The organism is Paenibacillus sp. FSL M7-1414, from assembly GCF_038003195.1.
GTDB lineage: Bacteria > Bacillota > Bacilli > Paenibacillales > Paenibacillaceae > Paenibacillus > Paenibacillus amylolyticus.
This window is the reverse complement of record NZ_JBBOOS010000001.1, coordinates 3,210,766-3,228,025: the sequence shown is the minus strand read 5'-3', so window position 1 is coordinate 3,228,025 and position 17,260 is coordinate 3,210,766. Positions and strand designations below refer to the sequence as shown.

Below are 17,260 nucleotides of genomic sequence, written 5' to 3'. Positions count from 1 at the left end.
GCATACGCTATCCCCGGATTTCCTCCCTTTCTAGAAGGAATCAAAAAATCTGGGGATAACAGCGATCGGAAGGTTGTTCTGTCATCGAAGTGACGAGTGTAAACAGTTCAATTTATATGGATTAAGAGTGACTATATTGCACCTGATGAAGACGGCTGTATATCCCTCCAGCGGCGACCAATTCCTCGTGGTTACCCTGCTCAGCGATACCATCTGTGTTTACTACGATAATTCGATCTGCATTCTTGATAGTTGTCAGTCTGTGTGCAATCACAAGTGTAGTTCTGCCCACCGACAATTCAGCGAGTGATTGCTGGATCAGTGCTTCCGTTTCCGTATCCAGCGCAGAGGTTGCCTCATCCAGAATAAGAATCGGTGGATTTTTCAAGAACATACGAGCAATAGATAACCGTTGCTTCTGTCCTCCGGATAGCTTGACTCCACGCTCGCCAATGACCGTATCCATGCCATCAGGCAACGTGAGAATCAGTTCCTCCAATGAGGCACGACGGGCGGCATCCCAGATTTGTTCATCCGTTGCACTCAGATCACCATAAGAAATATTCTCCTTAATGGTACCCGAGAACAAAAATACATCCTGTTGAACGATTCCGATATGCTTGCGCAAGGATTGAAGCTTAACGTTACGAATGTCGACGCCATCCACAGTGATACGTCCCTCTTCTACCTCGTAGAATCGGGGCAGCAGGCTACAGATTGTCGTCTTGCCTGCACCCGAAGGTCCAACAAAAGCAACCGTTTCCCCTGGTCGAACAGACAGACTGATATCACTTAGAATTCGCCGACTGGATTCATATCCGAACGAGACGTTCTCGAAGCGAATATCACCCTTCACACTTTCGAATTCAACGGCGTTTTTGCTATCCGCAATTTCTGGTTCCGTATCAATGATCTCCAGATAACGCTTGAAACCAGCGATACCCTTTGGATAACTTTCAATGACGGCATTGATTTTCTCGATCGGGCGGAAGAAGATATTGGACAGGAGCAGAAAGGCCATAAAGTCACCCATATTGATTCTGCCATCGATATAAAACCAAGCCCCGCTGATCATGACAAACACCGTAACCAGTCGCATCATCATATAACTCACCGAGATACTTTTCGCCATCGTTTTGTAGGCAAGCAGTTTGGTTTTACGGAAATTCTGATTGTCCACCGCAAAAAGTTCTTTCTCATGTTCTTCGTTGGCGAACGATTGCACAACACGCATACCCCCGACGTTGTCTTCAATACGCGCATTGAAATTGCCGACGTCTCCGAAAAGTCGCCGATACGTCTTTGTCATGCGACCACCAAATACGATAATGACCCAAGCCATAATTGGGATAATGATAAAGGTAAGCAGCGCAAGCTCCAGATTAATGTTAGCCATCAGCCAGAACGATCCGATTAATGTCATTACTGCGATGAATACATCTTCAGGTCCATGGTGAGCAACCTCGCCGATATCATTCAGATCATTCGTAAGATGACCAATTAAGTGACCTGTTTTACGATTATCAAAGAAACGGAAGGACAGCTTCTGCAAGTGAGCGAACATCTTCTCACGCATGTTGGTCTCAATGTTAATGCCAAGCATATGTCCCCAGTATGTAACTACATAGTTCAATACGGTATTAAGTGCATAGATGGATAACAGCACCACACAGGCAAGCATAATGAGAGGCCAATCCTGACCTGGCAACAATTCATTAATGAATTTGCTGACGGCAAGAGGGAAAGCCAGCTCCAGAAGACCTGCGAGTACAGCGCATCCAAAATCAATCAAAAACAGTTTTTTATAGGGACGATAATACGAAAAAAAACGACGAATCATACTTATTCACTCTCACTCTCCAGATCCTTATTGGGGTTTACATCTTCATTTTGCAGCTCGAACAGATGGATATACTCGTCGATGACCTGATCAATCGCTTTTAACTCCCCACTGATCACCGGGCGAATATGTTCATACTCCTCCTGTCCAAGTTGTCGGACAAGCGTTGTTCTCCGATTCTGCATTTGTTCCAGAAATACAAGAATTCGGCCGCGACGGAATGTCTGCGCACCACGGCCCCGTTTTCCCTCATGTTCACCATGACCTCTTCCACGTCTGGAACGTTCACCACGTTGCTCATTGTCACTCATATCGCGTCTCGGACGCTCACCTTGACGTACACTTCCATCCATCTCTTCGATAGGACGATCTCTCATTTATGCCACCCCCATTACGTGTATACATATGTATACAACGTGTTCATGTATACGATTGTATACGCGACAAAAAGAAGTGTCAACCTAAATTTCCCAATAGATAACGAAGTATGTATATTCACCATCTTCTTAACAGAAAAAAGCCGCGATTTCGCGACTTTTTTTGTTGGCGACACTATTTTATCTCACTCATAAACTTTCTATATTCTTGAACCATTTCTTTGGATCGGGTGTGATGCAAATAATGTTCTCCCTCAAATGTCATCACTTTTCCATGCACTGAATCTTTGACTTGCTCTTCATGCAAGGGTATCCAGCCTTCTGTTTCCGTATCATTCGCTTGTAAGAAGAAAATCACAGGAAGATCTTTGGGGAAGGACAGGTTCTCAGCTGCTTTGAAATTAGGACCAAAGTTTTCACCTTCATTCAGGTTGTTCGGATTAAACGTATTTTTGAGTGAAAGTATTCTAATTTGTTCTCTGGTTTCTTCATCAACATCGGGTGCAATCAGTTGATCAGGGGCCAGTTTCATTAACAATCGGTAGAATCCTGATTTTTTAAGCAGTTTGTACGTTTCGGTTGGAAATGGATCATCATTACCTCCCTGCGTTGGGACACTGCTCTCAATTCCGACAAATGAACTTACTTCGTTTGGATATTTATTCACATAATCCAGGCCGTATATCCCTGAAATCGAGTGAGCCATAAGCGTGTAATTATGAATACCAAGTTGCTGTAACGCTTCATGAATTTCACTAACCATATTTTCAGTGGTACGCTCTTTTTCAGTAATGTCACTTAATCCATAACCGAAAGGCTCAATGACAACAACTTTGTAAAATGGAGATAACTCATCGATAAGCGGTTTGAAATCAAGGGCTGGGGCAGGTGTTCCGTATCCAGGAAGCAATACCACCGTTTCTTTGCCTGTTCCTTGAATCAACACATTCATGTTTTTCCCGTCAACTGCTACAAACTGACCATAGGGATTTATTTTCCCTTCTTCCGATTTGTTGCTAAATACATTAACAATAAAAACAGTGGCAAGAAATAATGCAAAAGCGATAACGATGGCTCCGAATATTTTGAGCAAAATGATTAATATTTTTTTCATCATGATGGTTCTCTCCTGTTGAGTTCATTTACTTTTTTAATGAAATTTCGAATTTGGAACCAACCTCACCTGCAAATACAATACGGCCGTTTTCTGGTAAAACAACATTATTCTTACCGCTGACCACGCTGTGATTAATACAAATTCCGGTCTGGTCATAGACAGCAAAGGCTCCATTTGCAGGCAACTTCACTGTCATGACTTTTCCTTTCGCAGTCGCTGGTACCGAAAACCATTTGGCATATCCATCTGCTTGAATGGTTGTGGCGGATTGTTTACCCGAATAGATTGGTTTCACCATTTCCTCACTAGCGTATACATAACCTGAAAATGTAAGATACTCTCCTCCGTTCTTTTTGGAGAAATGAATGTCCATCGTATCACGTCCGGCAGTACCCGGAATCTGCAATTGATTGGCTGCTTCGTTGGCTCCAATAATCTTATTATTGGACATATATCCCGGATTCTCTTTATTCAACTGAATAGGCAGGATCGATGTAGCATTAAGATAGAGCATTGATGTGTATTTCTCATTCACCAGATAATATTTTTTACCATCGCGCTTTGCCCATGCAGCGTTAATCTCCTTGGATAATTTATTGGCTTCAAGCTTCTCCCCATTATATTCTGAGAAAGCCAGCTGTCCGAGTCCTGGAACGGATATATAAGATCGTGACCACAAGTAGGTTTTCCCATTTTTCTCCACAACGAATTTCAACTTGTCTGTACCTTCGTTATTAACAAAAGTACCATCTGCTGTATAGGTGTATTCTTGAGCCGGATTACTCGGAGCTGTAAGTGAAGATACAGTCATTTGTCCAGCCGTATTTATTTTGATCTTCATAACCGAATTATTGCCGCCATATATACCTGCATACTTGGATATTCCTTTAGGCATATTTGCCTTCACAGGTACGCCAAATGATTTTTCTGGCTTCCGCTCTGTAATGATGTCCTTTTCCTCAAGTGCACTGAGTAATAATTCATTCGCAATGAAATTATTGGTTAAGCTTGACCCGCCTGAAGAGATAACGGCTGCAGCCATATTGTATTCCGGAAGTACCACTAATGAGGACTGATAAGATAACGTATCTCCACCTTTCATAACGGCCTTAATGCCGTACTCGTTGAATGGGAACAAGTTCACACTATCCCACCCCAACCCATAAGACATCAGCGTATCGCTATCCTCTGGCCACATACCTCTTCTATACTCTTCTTGCGCCATAGCTTCTACAGACTTACTGGAAAGAATACCGTCAACTTCTCCCGTGAAGATTCTTGAAAATTTGACCAGATCTTCAGCGGTGGAATACAGACCTCCAGTACCGATGATATTATAATTCTCTTTGGGAAGTGGTTCCTCATAAAAAGGGGAATAGATTGCCGCCATGTCTGACGGATTAACCACATCCTGTGGTGATTTGGTATGTTTCATATCCAAAGGCTCCGTGAAATACTTGTGTATAAATGCGGTATAACCGATGCCGCTCACTCTTTCGACCAGAATCTCGGCTAACGTAAAGCCATCGTTGCTGTAGACTGAGTATTCGCCGGGATCTGCTTTCAGGTTTTGATTCGCCAATTGCTCCAGAAACGTATCATGTGAATACGTGTCATTATCTCCGTACAATGTGGCATTGCTGGTTGAGGTGCCCAGAAGACCGGAGGAATGATTCAGCAACATACGGGGTGTAATCTGTTTGTATCGGTTATCTTTCATTGTAAAGTCAGGCATATAGTTCACAACAGGCGCATCCAAATCAATCTTGCCTTCGTCAACCAGCTTCATTACAGCGGCTGTAAGCATCATTTTACTGGTTGAACCAATGCCATAGACGGTGTTCGAAGTAAGAGGTACCTTGTCGTTTATATCGTTCTTGCCCGTTTGACCGGACACCACAATCTCTCCACCATCGATGAGCGCATATTGCAGACTCGTCGTACCATATGTCTCGGTCAGTAATTTGGCTTTTTCGATCACGGCTTTCTTTGTTGTCTCATACGTAAGGTTGCTGTTGTTCATGGGAGCCGGTGCGGCCATTGCAGACATTGGGGCAAGTATCGTCAGCATGAGAGTCACAGCAGCTATAGTATTTCTCTTTCTTGCTCTCCTCACACTCATCTTCAGTTTTGTTACCTCTCTTGGTTTCATTCTTGCATCTACTCCTGTCTTCATCATTGTGTTAAGCCACCTTAACGTGGGCGCTAAAGACAATATAACAAACCAAGATGTCCCCCTAATGACTGCAGCATGAACGGAGGATGAACAGGCAAAAAAAGTTTGCATCATCATACGCAAGGAGGTTTATACAGGGTGTCATAACCTAGTGAAGGCATGAAATCCAATCACTCTGTGGGTGTTGTGATTGGCAAGATGACTATGAAGGTCGTTCCTCGTCCATATTCGCTCTCCACCCGGATGTCCCCTTGATGAAGCGAGACGATCTGCTTTACAATAGCTAGTCCCATACCGCTTCCTTCATATTTCTGACTGTGGGAACGATCTGCTTTAAAGAAGCGGTCAAATATACGCTTTTGGTCTTCCGGGAGAATACCAATACCCGAATCCGATATGCGGATCGTCACGTTCTTGATATTCTGTTTGATCGTGACGTTAATTCGGGCACCATCTTCGGAAAATTTGATGGCATTGCCGAAGATATTGATCCACACCTGATTTAACTGGTCATGATCGGCCGTGATTTTGGTGGGCTGCAAATCAAGATCGAACTGAATGTTACGGGCCGACCATTGGGGTTGAATAGCGACGATTACTTGTCTGATCTGTTCATCCAGACTGAGCGTGGCGAGCCGCATTTGCAATGATTGAGATTCAAGCAAACTCAGCTTTAGCAGACTATCACTTATTTTGGACATTCTTGCAGTTTCAGTGATGATAATATCGAGATAATCGCTTCTTTCGTCATCCGGGAGGTCTACCTGCTTGAGCGCTATAGCAAAACCGGAAATGGAAGTGAGCGGAGACTGAACTTCATGGGACACGTTTGCTACGAATTCCCTGCGCATCTGCTCAAGCTGTTTTAGATCGTGCATCATTTCTTCGAAACTACGAGCCAGAGCACCTATCTCACCCTTTTGTTTAATATTAAGCTTGACATTGAAATCTCCGGCAGCTATAAGCCGGGTCGCTTCTGTCAGCTTTTTGATCGGTCTCACCAGAAACATAGCCGCAATTAGTATCAATAGGCTTCCTGCTATTAACGAACAAATCATAAAAGTTAAAACAAACTTGATGAGAAATGAGGTGGAAGAGGAAGTGAGGGGCTCTACAAACATTGCTTTGCTTCCCATTTCAGTTTTTATCGGCATTCCCAAGAAGAACGTATCGATCCCATTGAATTGGACCCTTTCCCCATCCAGCACTTTCTTCACTTGTTCCGTCGTCACCGGGAAAGGATGTTGTTCTTTAAGTTCTCCGTAGGATTGGAATTGATCCGTTGCTTTATAGATTCGAATGTGATAGGAATTGAGTTGTTTCATTTCACTTATAAACATTTCTGCTTCATGTAACGGCAATGTCTCGTAGATGCGGACGATATCCTGGCCAAAGTCAAGCAAGGAGCCTTGTAAGTTTTCGTTTAATTTATCTTGAAATATCCAGGTTGTAGCAAGAAAAGAAAGGATTGTGCCCCCAATCACGGAGACCAGAAAGGTCAGGACTACACGTGTATAGAGGGAGCCGGTCACTCTTGCACCTCTAGCCGGTAGCCAAGTCCCCGCACCGTTTCGATACGAAAATCGGAGATATCGGCAAAACGTTCGCGTAGACGTTTAATATGCACGTCTATCGTTCGATCATCGCCAGTATAATTAATTCCCCAAACTTGATCGATTAATTGCTCCCGCGTATAGACTTGTCCCGGTAATCCAGCAAGTTTATACAATAATTCGAACTCTTTAAGCGGCAAGGTGAACGACTCTGTACCCCTCAGGACCTTATAAGTCTGCCGGTTCAGAATAACGTTTCCTAATTGGATGGTCTGCGTTAATCCTATACGGTATCGTTTCAACAGTGCCTTGACGCGAGCCATCAACTCAAGCGGATCGAATGGCTTCGTCATATAGTCATCTGTCCCGAGCTGAAATGCTTGTACTTTCTCCCAGGTCTCGTTTCTTGCCGTCAACATTAGTAACGGAAGATCCGGATTGGCTCTTCGAAGTTCCTCACATAATGCCCAACCGTCCATGACTGGCATCATAATATCAAGAATAACCAAATCGACTGGCGTGGAGGTATAGATAGCCAGGGCTTCCTTTCCGTCTACGGCGTTGATGGTTGTAAATCCGTCGTTGCGCAAAAATAAACAGACGAGTTTGCGAATGTTCGCATCGTCGTCAGCAACTAATATCGTAGGCACCGTTTCCACTCTCCTAAAAAAGAATAATTCTTCAGTTGAGCAATAGCGAAGAATTCTAACTGAAGTGACAAACTAATTATAGTTAAATTGAACAAAAGCAGCCGATTACTTTGATCGGCTACTTTCTTAGTTTCTTTCATAAAACTAACTACGGCACAACATCTATTTTAATGAAATTTCAAATGTGGAATCCACGTCACCTGCAAATACAATGCGGCCGTTCTCTGGTAAAACAACCTCGTTCACACCGCTGACTACGGTGTGATTAATACAAATACCCTTCTGATCATATACGGCAAAGGCGCCAGTTGCAGGCATTTTAACCGTCATGACTTTTCCTTTCACCGTTGATGGTAACGAAAACCATCTGGCATATCCGTCTGCTTGAATCGTTGCTAGAGATTGTTTACCCGAATAGAGTGGTTGTACCATTTCCTCACTGGCGTATATGCTACCAACGGCTGTAATGTACTCTACTCCGTTCTTTTTAGCAAAATAAATCTCCTTTGTATCACGTCCAGCCAGGCCAGGGATTTGCAGCTCCGTGACTGCTTCGTTTGCTCCAATAATCTTAGTATTGGATACATACCCAGGCGTCTCTTTGTCCAAATGAATAGGGAGAATTGGTGCCGAATTGAGATAAACCGTTGATGTATATTTCTCATTCAGAAGGTAATATTTTTTACCTTCACGTTGCTCCCATGAGGCCGTAATATCCTGGGATAATTCATTGGCTTCCAGCTTCTCCATTTTATATTCGGAGAAAGCCAATTGTCCAAGTCCTGGTAAGGATATATAAGATCGATACCACAGATAAGTCCTTCCATTCTTCTCCTTAACAAATTTCAGCTTTTCCGTGCCTTCATCGTTAACAAAAGTACCATCCGCTGTATAGGTGTATTTTTGAGCCGGATCACTTGGAGCTGAAGGTGTGGATACAGTCATTTGTCCAGCCCTATTCATTTCGATCTTCTTAACTGAATTATTGCCGCCATATATACCTGCATTCGTGGCTATTTCTTTAGGTATATCTGCCTTCACTGGAACACCAAACGATTTTTCCGGCTTCCGTTCTGTAATAATGCCCTTTTCCTCAAGTGCGCTGAGTAATAATTCACTCGCAATGAACTGATCTTTGGCACTTGTCCCACCTGATGAGGTAACGGCTGCAGCCAGATTATATTCCGGCAGTACGACTAATGATGAGTGATACGATATGGTATCTCCACCTTTTGTTACTGCCTTGATACCATATTCACTGAATGGGTACAGATTTACACTATCCCACCCTAATCCGTAAGATATAGACGTATCGCCACCCTCTGGCCACATGCCTTTTTTGTATTCTTCTTGCGCCATGGCTTCTACAGACTTATCGGTAAGAATGCCTTGGACCTCTCCCGTGAAGATTTGTGAAAACTTCGCAAGATCTTCAGCGGTAGAATAAATGCCTCCAGTAGCGATAACATTATAATTCTCTTGTGGAAGCTGACCCTCATACATAGGAGAATAGATTCCCGCCATAGCTGCCGTGTCAACCACATCCTGTGGTGTTTTGGTATGTTTCATGTCCAAAGGTTCCGTAAAATATTGGTGTATAAAAGCTGTAAAACTCATGCCGCTAACACGTTCAACCATAATCTCGGATAACGTAAACCCATCGTTACTATACACCGAGAACGCGCCCGGATCTGCCTTCAGGTTTTGACTTGCCAATTGATCCAGAAACGTATCATGTGAGTACGTATCATTATCCCCGTACAATGTGGCATTGCTGCCCGTGCCTCCCAGCAGACCGGAAGAATGATTCAACAGCATGCGTGGTGTGATTTGTTTGTAGCGATGATCTTTCATTTGAAAATCAGGTATATAGTTCACAACAGGCAGATCCAAATCCACCTTGCCTTCTTCAACTAACTTCATAACAGAAGCGGTTAGGAACATTTTACTCGTTGATCCTATGCCATAGATCGTATCCGGCGTAAGAGGCACCTTGTTGTTTTTATCGTTTTTGCCCGTCTGACCGGACACCACAATCTCGCCACCATCGATAAGGGCATATTGCAGGCTTGTGATTCCATGCTTCTCAGTGAGTAACTTGGCTTTCTCCATCACCGTTTTCTTGGTTGGTTCATACGTATGATCACTGCTACTTGTAGTAGGCGCAGCCATTGCAGACATTGGAGCTAACATGGTTAATGCCAGCGTTAACACGGCGATTGAAGTGCGTTTTCCCTTTTGTCGTCCCATTCACATCATCTCCTGAATTTTAAGTGTTTTGGTTATTTGATTTCTTCTGGGTCTACAAATTTCACCTCCGGATACAAGTCGTTTGGTCCCTGAATGAGATCTCCACCCGTTCCTTTCAGTTGCTTGTTAAAGAAATCGAGTACATATTGATTTACGATGTTTGATCCTCTTTTACCATTGATATCTCCTGTGATACCGGACAGTTTAACCAGCTCTGAATAGAACTGAAGGTCCGTGAAATTGAAGTGCTGGGTTCCTTCTACATAGATCACTTTTCCCCCATGATTCATAACATTTTTCATAATGTGCAGCTCATCTGAAAGAGATTTAGTTACTTCATCATCCGAATTTCTATCTATTTCAAAGTTGGCAAACCAGTCTTCAAAACTTCCCGATCGGATGAACATAAACGGCTTGTTTATATCATCTCTATTTTCCACTTCATATAGTGACCCATCCATATTAACCCCGGCCTTGATTCTCTGATCTAAATACGTTGCATTAAACGCGGTTGCACCCCCAAAAGAATGCCCCATCGCGCCGATGTGATCTAGATCGATTTTCCCTTTAAACTGACTTTCGATTGCACCTGAATTCAGCTTTTCGATTTGATCGATTACAAACTCCACATCTTTCGTCCATATACTCCCTGTTTTTGTACGTTCATCTAGTGTAGTCGTACTTTTTTTATAATCCGTTACACGGCCATCTGGGAAAAGGGTAGCAAAGGTGCTATACGTGTGATCGATGGTGAACACGATATACCCATGACTGGCCAGATTCTCGGCCTGTGATACATGTAGAACTCTACTGGTTCCCATACCATGAGATAGTAGTACCACGGGATAAGGACTTGTAGAAGGTAATATTTCAACATTTTCATAAGAGTTGGTTTGACTATACTTCAAGTAGTCGAGCAAAAATTCGGGCAGTTTTAAAGAATTAGAGAAGCTCTGAATATACTTTTTGAACATTTCTTTATCTTTTGGAAACAGCGTGTCACGCTTGTTATTATTGCTGTTTTCAGTTGGGTACCAAACTTGAACCATTAGTTCTCTCTTATCGCTTTGATCTTCAGTGAAGTTTTCGTCTCTGTTCTGGTCTGTTAAATGAAATGTTTGAGTACCCACCTTCTCTGGACCATCAAGCTTCGGCAGATTAAAAACAGGTAAGTATACAGACAAGACGGTAGAACCAACAAGCAGAATGACGATTAAGGAAGATAAACTATATTTCAAGAACTTCCCTATTTTAAGATTCGCCATCTTATCGGAATGTCTGAATAAAACGATGATTATGAATAGAGCCGTCATGATATATACCACAAGCAACTGCCATCTGTATCCCTCAACAAACAATTGAACTAATAATATAACGCTACTTCCTATACCCAAACCCAAACCTATTTTCTTTGCACTTCTTTTAATAAATAGTAGGTCTATGAGTAACGCGAAACAGGATAGAACTAACAGTATCTCAAATAATCTCAATTGAATTCCTCTCTCTCATCACGGACTTTTACAGAATTATTATTTCGCTTCGTTCATGAATGCTCTAACATCTTCAGCTATTTCTTTGAATAACGTATGGTGCAAGTAATGTTCGCCATCCATGGTGATTACTTTCCCATGTACTGAATCTTTGATCTGCCCTTCATGCAGCGGTATCCATCCTTCTACACCTTCATTATTCGCTTGTACAAAGAGTAGAAGTGGAAGGTCTTTAGGGAAGGTTAAACCTTGGGCTCCTTTAAAATTGGAAGCAATATGGTCCATCTCATTCAAAGTCGTGGAACTGTTCGAGTTTTTATTCGACAGCATGTTCATCTGCTCTACGGTATGTTCATCAAATGCGAGTCCAGCATAGGGGTCACTACTAAATTTGACCACCAATCTTTGGAGACCTGATTTTTTAAGAAATGCGAACGTTTTAGTAGGCAATTTGGCATCCATACCCGGTTGTGTTGAAACACTGCTATCAATTCCGACAAATGCCGTGACCTCATCCGGATATTTGTTCACATAATCAATGCCATAAATGCCTGCAATGGAGTGACCCATGAGCATGTACTGATGAATATCGAGTTGCTGCAGAGCTTCATGAACTTCACTTACGATATTCTCTGTGGTTCGTTCTTTTTCAGTAGCATCACTTAATCCATAACCGAATGGCTCAACCGCCACAACTTTGTAATATGGTGATAGTTCGTCAATGAGCAGTTTAAAATCAAGCGCTGGTGCAGCTGTCCCAAAACCAGGCAGAAGTACAATCGTTTCCTTGCCTTCGCCTTGAATGAGCACATTCATATTTTTACCGTCTACAGATACATGCTGACCATAGGAATCGATTTTCTTGGCCTCTGAATTACTACTGATCACATTGGTGATATAAACAATACCTAGAAATAGAATAATGGCGATTACGATTGCTCCTACTATTTTCAGTATCATGTTTCTCACTTTTTTGGCCTTTGATCTCTTCTTTGTTTTCTTTTCCGCAGGCTGCGTCGTCAGTGTTATCTTCTCCTGTCTTGAACTGATAGTTCGATTGTCTTTTTTGCTGCTAATGAAATCTTATCCAATGAAAATGTACTCCCCGTGACGTCAATATGAACTGAATATGAACAAGCCAATTCATTTATATTTACTGCTGCGTCATAAATCCCCTGAATTTTCCAGAAATTTCTTTGGCATGGGAACGATACAAATAATGATTTGCTTCCAACAGCACCACTTCACCACGCACAGAGTTCTCTATTAACTTCTCGTGTTCCGGAACCCAATTGTCTGCTGCCGGATGATTCTTTTGAACAAAGAAAAGAACTGGAAGATTAACAGGGAAAGTTAGTTGTTCAGATGCTTTAAAGTTGGAATACATACTTTCTGCCTCATTTAATTGCGTGGTATTATACATATTTTTGCGTACCAGAATGTTCAATTGTTCTTTCGTTTGTTCATCATAAGGCAGTCCATCATAAGGGTCAGCACTCAGTTTCAGTTGCACTCGGGCGAAACCTAAGTTGCGGAACCACTTAATCGGTTGTGTATCTGATGAATCAATCTTCTGTTCACTTATCGCTGGAACACTGCTATCCAGCCCAACATATGCACTTATTTCATCTGCATATTTGTTCACGTAATCCAGGCTATAGATCCCCGAAATGGAATGACCCATGAGGATATAACGATCAATATGTAGACGCTGTAACGCTTCATGAATTTCACTGACGATATTTGCTGTGCTGCGTTCCTTTTTGGTCTGATCACTCAATCCGTAACCAAAGGGCTCAACAACGACAACTTTATAATATGGTGATAACTCGGAGATAAGAGGTTTAAAATCAAGCGCTGGTGCAGCTGTTCCAAAACCAGGCAGAAGCACAATCGTTTCCTCGCCTTCGCCTTGTATGAACACATTCATATTTTTTCCGTCTACGGATACATGTTGACCATACGGCTCCATTCTTTTTTGCTCCGAATAACTGCTGATTTTATTAACGGTATATACGATAGCTACAAAAAGTAAGATTGCTATAATGATTGCGCAAAGTACTTTAAACAAAATGTTTAACACTTTCTTGGTTTTGCTCTTACTCTGGACTTCTCTGTCTGCTTGTTGATTCACATTCATCTGCTCCTATCCTCATCTGTATATTGGCCTCGCAGGCTGCTTAAGAAATCTTAATCAAGAAAGATGTACTCCCCATGACCGGAATATGAACAGAGTATGAACAAGCAAAAAAAATGTCCTATGTAACATACAAGGAAGCTTGCATGTTACATAGGACATGAACATTCGGTTTAGATAATCCGATGGATATTCTATTCATTGACCCTATCCTGTGAGCCTAACTATCCGTTGGTGGATGGATGGGCAACGTGACAATAAAGGTCGTGCCTTGACCAGGTTCGCTTTCCACTCGGATGTCACCCTGATGAAGGGACACGATCTGTTTAACGATAGCAAGTCCCATACCACTCCCGTCGTATTTGCGGCTGTGGGAACGATCTGCCTTGAAAAAACGGTCGAATATACGCTTCTGATCTTCCAGGGGAATTCCAATGCCCGTGTCGGATATTCGAACAGTCACATTTTTGAAGTCCTCTTCGATACTGACTTTAATCATACCGCCATCCTCGGAAAACTTGATGCTATTTCCGATGATGTTTGTCCATACCTGATTTAACTGATCGTGATCAGCCGTTACCTTCACGTTCTCCAAATCAAGCTCGAAATGAATGTTGCGCCCAGACCATTGCGGCTGAAGCGCCACGATGACCCGCCTGATTTGTTCATCAAGGCTTAAGGTGGTGAGCCGTAGTTGCTGTGACTGCGATTCAAGCAAACTCAGCTTCAGCAGGCTATCACTCATTTTGGACATTCTTTTTGCTTCTGAGATGATAATATCCAGGTAACGGTTTCGTTCTTGTTCTGAGAGATTTACTTGCTTCAGTGCTGAAGCGTAACCGGATATCGAGGTGAGCGGAGACTGAACCTCATGCGAAACATTGGTAACGAATTCCCTGCGCATCTGCTCCAACTGCTGAAGATCATGCATCATTTCTTCAAAGCTGCGGGCCAATGTACCAATCTCCGTCGTTTGTTTAATGTTCAGCTTGACGTTGAAGTCTCCAGCTGCAATCCGTTTGGTCGCTTTGGTCAATTTTTTGATCGGTCTAACCAGATATACAGAAGCAACCACAATCAACAAACTTCCTACAATCAAGGAACAGCTTGCAAAAATCAAGCCAAACTGGACCACAAAAGAGGCTGAGGGCGGTGAGAGTGTTTCTAGAAACATCGCTCTTGTACCCATTTCCGTCTTGATCGGTAGCCCCAAAAGAACGGTAGCGATACCTTTAGGTGTGTCCTGCACAACCCCTCCGTTTAACACCTTCTTGAGTTGATCCGTCGATACGGGTGATGATTTATGTTCGTTAAGCTTCCCATAAGACTGGAACTTGCCCGTTGCATCATAAATTCGAATATGATACGAATCAAGTTGCTTCATTCTACTAACGAATGATTCTGCTTCATCAGCAGGCAGCGTCTTATAAATCTGCACAACGTCCTGGCCAAAATTGCGTATGTTAATTTGAGCATTTTCATTCAATTGATCTTCGAACATCCAGGTTGACATAAAAAATGAAATAATCGTGCCTGTGATGACTGACACCAGAAAGGTCAGAACAACACGAATATATAAGGATCTGATCATTCATAGACCTCAAGTCTGTACCCTAGCCCACGCACCGTTTCAATCCGAAAATCAGGTGTTGTCGCGAATCGTTCACGCAGGCGTTTAATATGTACGTCTATTGTTCGATCATCTCCCGCGTAATCAATACCCCATATCTGATCGATTAATTGCTCACGTGTATAGACTTGTCCTGGTGTTCCAGCAAGCTTATACAGCAATTCGAACTCCTTAAGTGGTAACGTAAGCGACTCCGTACCTCTCATCACCTTATACGTCTGACGGTCCAGAATGACGTTGCCAAACTGGATTGTATGTGTGGAGCCGATTTTGTATCGTTTCAGTAATGCTCGGACACGAGCGGTCAGCTCTAATGGATCAAACGGTTTGGTCAAATAATCATCCGTACCCAGTTCGAATCCTTTCACCTTCTCCCAAGTCTCTCCTCTCGCCGTAAGCATGAGTAACGGGAGGTCGGGATCGGCTCTTCGGAGTTCTTTGCACAGTGCCCAACCATCCATGACAGGCATCATAATATCAAGGACGACCAGATCCACTGGAGTTTCGCCATATATAGTGAGAGCTTCCTTACCATCCGCAGCTTCCACTGTTGTGAATCCATCGTTTTTGAGAAATAGACAGACGAGTTCACGAATGTTCGCATCGTCGTCTGCAACGAGTATAGTAGCCATATGTTTTTTCTGTCCTCTCCGTTACGTTTAAATATATAGTTCAACTTGTATAGTAAATATTAAAACATCTTGCTTATAGTATCCACAGCAAACATCGTATGTTCTTTCAACGTTCCCTGGATTGGCACAAGCTGTGACCCATTCTCCTTGAATCCTGCTTTTTGAAGGACACGGATGGAACCTGTATTATCGGGCACAGCGCCAGCTTCGATTCGAGTAATTTCAGTTTCGTGTTTGGCAAATTCCAGTACACATTGCAGGGCTTCGCTCATATATCCTTTTCCTTGATGCAGAGTATCCGTCACATAACCAACGATCCATTTTGGGGTAGAATCCAGTATGATCTCGAACAAAGAAATTTCACCGACGAGTTCATCCGTTGTATGTAGAAAAATACCAAAAGAATAGCGATTTCCTTCTTCTCTCTTCTTGTTCCAGCTCTCAATGAGTGACCTTTGCCCTTCCAAGCTGTAGAAAGACTCGTCCCGATCACTTGCTGATATGTTCTCTATTTCCCCACGGTTGCGAACCTGTAGATCCAGAAGCAATGCGGCATCATCCACATTCCAAAATCTCACATAGATACGTTCTGCACTATATTTCATTACATTATTCCTCCTCTATTAACGTTAGGTGCAATTGTAGCATGATTATATCAAGTCATTATAAGAGTACGAGCGAATCAACGAGAATTGTTTCGCCAGGAAATGAGGTGAATATGGCATATCATTACGCAACCAGGCAACGATGGTTCCAATCAGAGCCGAAGAACCGTACCATATTGCGATTTCTTTGTGAATGCCGGATTCTTCGAGTTCATCTTCCATCTCTACCCGATCAATTTTGGCTTTGACCAGCGTACTTAACAATTTGAGCAGTCGTTCGGTAAAAATCGGTGTGCGCTTTGTAGCAAGAACCACCTGATAGAACGAGGCGTTCTCTGCAAAATGCTCCAGTAACTTGACTAGAACAGGCCAAGCCTCTTCCGTTCTTTGCTTCTCAAAATGAGGGGCATATTCATCCACGATCCGTTCAATATTCTCAATCATCTCGTCGGCCATCTTCTCCATCATATCCGTAATATCACGATAGTGCAGGTAGAAGGTTACCCGATTGATCGTCGCTCGTTCGGCAATTTTGTTCACTGACAACTTTTCAATATCCATTTCCTGCAGTAACTCAACAAATGCACTTCGAATTAACTGACGTGTTCGCAATATTCTTGGGTCCACGGCTGATTTCTTCTCGTCTTTCACGTGTATCCCTCCTATCAAATTTTAAACATTACAATTTTAAACAATCAGTCGTTTATTTTTGGTTTACACAACAAATTCATTTTATTTGTAAAATAAACGACGAAAACACGTCATAACGTAAATTGTAATCTGTCCGAATATGTATATAATTC

At 42.6% G+C, this 17,260-nt stretch carries 14 protein-coding genes; all 14 read right to left on the bottom strand.

The window, feature by feature from the left end:
* Positions 1-121: 121 nt before the first annotated feature.
* The 14 genes from MHH92_RS14040 to MHH92_RS13975 all read right to left on the bottom strand — a co-directional run bounded on the left by MHH92_RS14040 (position 122) and on the right by MHH92_RS13975 (position 17,108).
* Positions 122-1,840 carry an ABC transporter ATP-binding protein gene (locus MHH92_RS14040; RefSeq protein ID WP_339286781.1) on the bottom strand — a complete coding sequence of 573 codons (1,719 nt, stop codon included), beginning with the start codon at positions 1,838-1,840 and terminating at the stop codon, positions 122-124.
* Between the two features lie 2 nt (positions 1,841-1,842).
* The gene (locus MHH92_RS14035; protein ID WP_235200730.1) at positions 1,843-2,217 is read right to left on the bottom strand and encodes a hypothetical protein; all 375 of its coding nucleotides are present in this window, start codon (positions 2,215-2,217) and stop codon (positions 1,843-1,845) included.
* Positions 2,218-2,392: 175 nt separating this feature from the next.
* Positions 2,393-3,334 (bottom strand): alpha/beta hydrolase, encoded by a 942-nt coding sequence (locus MHH92_RS14030; RefSeq protein WP_340904456.1) that lies wholly within the window; start codon positions 3,332-3,334, stop codon positions 2,393-2,395.
* A 25-nt stretch (positions 3,335-3,359) separates the two neighbouring features.
* Positions 3,360-5,486 (bottom strand): serine hydrolase domain-containing protein, encoded by a 2,127-nt coding sequence (locus tag MHH92_RS14025; protein ID WP_340907679.1) that lies wholly within the window; start codon positions 5,484-5,486, stop codon positions 3,360-3,362.
* A 194-nt stretch (positions 5,487-5,680) separates the two neighbouring features.
* Complete coding sequence (locus tag MHH92_RS14020) at positions 5,681-7,042, bottom strand: sensor histidine kinase (RefSeq protein WP_340904454.1); 1,362 nt, start codon at positions 7,040-7,042, stop codon at positions 5,681-5,683.
* Positions 7,039-7,713 carry a response regulator transcription factor gene (locus MHH92_RS14015; protein WP_024634381.1) on the bottom strand — a complete coding sequence of 225 codons (675 nt, stop codon included), beginning with the start codon at positions 7,711-7,713 and terminating at the stop codon, positions 7,039-7,041. The genes MHH92_RS14020 and MHH92_RS14015 overlap by 4 nt, the downstream gene beginning before the upstream one ends.
* A gap of 162 nt (positions 7,714-7,875) precedes the next feature.
* A complete protein-coding gene (locus MHH92_RS14010; protein WP_340904449.1) occupies positions 7,876-9,963 on the bottom strand; it encodes a serine hydrolase domain-containing protein in 2,088 nt (695 codons plus the stop codon).
* 32 nt (positions 9,964-9,995) lie between these two features.
* Positions 9,996-11,453, bottom strand: coding sequence for an alpha/beta hydrolase family protein (locus tag MHH92_RS14005; protein ID WP_340904448.1), 1,458 nt, complete (start codon positions 11,451-11,453; stop codon positions 9,996-9,998).
* 39 nt (positions 11,454-11,492) lie between these two features.
* Entirely contained in the window at positions 11,493-12,413 is a 921-nt protein-coding gene (locus MHH92_RS14000; RefSeq protein WP_051447070.1) for an alpha/beta fold hydrolase, read from the bottom strand.
* A gap of 193 nt (positions 12,414-12,606) precedes the next feature.
* Positions 12,607-13,593 carry an alpha/beta hydrolase gene (locus MHH92_RS13995; RefSeq protein WP_340904447.1) on the bottom strand — a complete coding sequence of 329 codons (987 nt, stop codon included), beginning with the start codon at positions 13,591-13,593 and terminating at the stop codon, positions 12,607-12,609.
* 217 nt (positions 13,594-13,810) lie between these two features.
* Positions 13,811-15,181 carry a sensor histidine kinase gene (locus MHH92_RS13990; protein WP_340904445.1) on the bottom strand — a complete coding sequence of 457 codons (1,371 nt, stop codon included), beginning with the start codon at positions 15,179-15,181 and terminating at the stop codon, positions 13,811-13,813.
* Entirely contained in the window at positions 15,178-15,852 is a 675-nt protein-coding gene (locus tag MHH92_RS13985) for a response regulator transcription factor (RefSeq protein ID WP_340904443.1), read from the bottom strand. The genes MHH92_RS13990 and MHH92_RS13985 overlap by 4 nt, the downstream gene beginning before the upstream one ends.
* A gap of 59 nt (positions 15,853-15,911) precedes the next feature.
* Entirely contained in the window at positions 15,912-16,457 is a 546-nt protein-coding gene (locus MHH92_RS13980) for a GNAT family N-acetyltransferase (protein WP_340904440.1), read from the bottom strand.
* A 45-nt stretch (positions 16,458-16,502) separates the two neighbouring features.
* A complete protein-coding gene (locus MHH92_RS13975; RefSeq protein WP_017688636.1) occupies positions 16,503-17,108 on the bottom strand; it encodes a TetR/AcrR family transcriptional regulator in 606 nt (201 codons plus the stop codon).
* Positions 17,109-17,260: the final 152 nt, after the last annotated feature.

Excerpts from the sequence above, each read along its gene's own strand:
- MHH92_RS14040 (WP_339286781.1), bottom strand. The coding sequence starts at position 1,840 with ATGATTCGTCGTTTTTTTTCGTATTATCGTCCCTATAAAAAACTGTTT.
- MHH92_RS14035 (WP_235200730.1), bottom strand. The coding sequence starts at position 2,217 with ATGAGAGATCGTCCTATCGAAGAGATGGATGGAAGTGTACGTCAAGGT.
- MHH92_RS14030 (WP_340904456.1), bottom strand. The coding sequence starts at position 3,334 with ATGATGAAAAAAATATTAATCATTTTGCTCAAAATATTCGGAGCCATC.
- MHH92_RS14025 (WP_340907679.1), bottom strand. The coding sequence starts at position 5,486 with ATGAAACCAAGAGAGGTAACAAAACTGAAGATGAGTGTGAGGAGAGCA.
- MHH92_RS14010 (WP_340904449.1), bottom strand. The coding sequence starts at position 9,963 with ATGGGACGACAAAAGGGAAAACGCACTTCAATCGCCGTGTTAACGCTG.
- MHH92_RS14000 (WP_051447070.1), bottom strand. The coding sequence starts at position 12,413 with ATGATACTGAAAATAGTAGGAGCAATCGTAATCGCCATTATTCTATTT.
- MHH92_RS13995 (WP_340904447.1), bottom strand. The coding sequence starts at position 13,593 with ATGAATGTGAATCAACAAGCAGACAGAGAAGTCCAGAGTAAGAGCAAA.
- MHH92_RS13990 (WP_340904445.1), bottom strand. The coding sequence starts at position 15,181 with ATGATCAGATCCTTATATATTCGTGTTGTTCTGACCTTTCTGGTGTCA.
- MHH92_RS13985 (WP_340904443.1), bottom strand. The coding sequence starts at position 15,852 with ATGGCTACTATACTCGTTGCAGACGACGATGCGAACATTCGTGAACTC.
- MHH92_RS13980 (WP_340904440.1), bottom strand. The coding sequence starts at position 16,457 with ATGAAATATAGTGCAGAACGTATCTATGTGAGATTTTGGAATGTGGAT.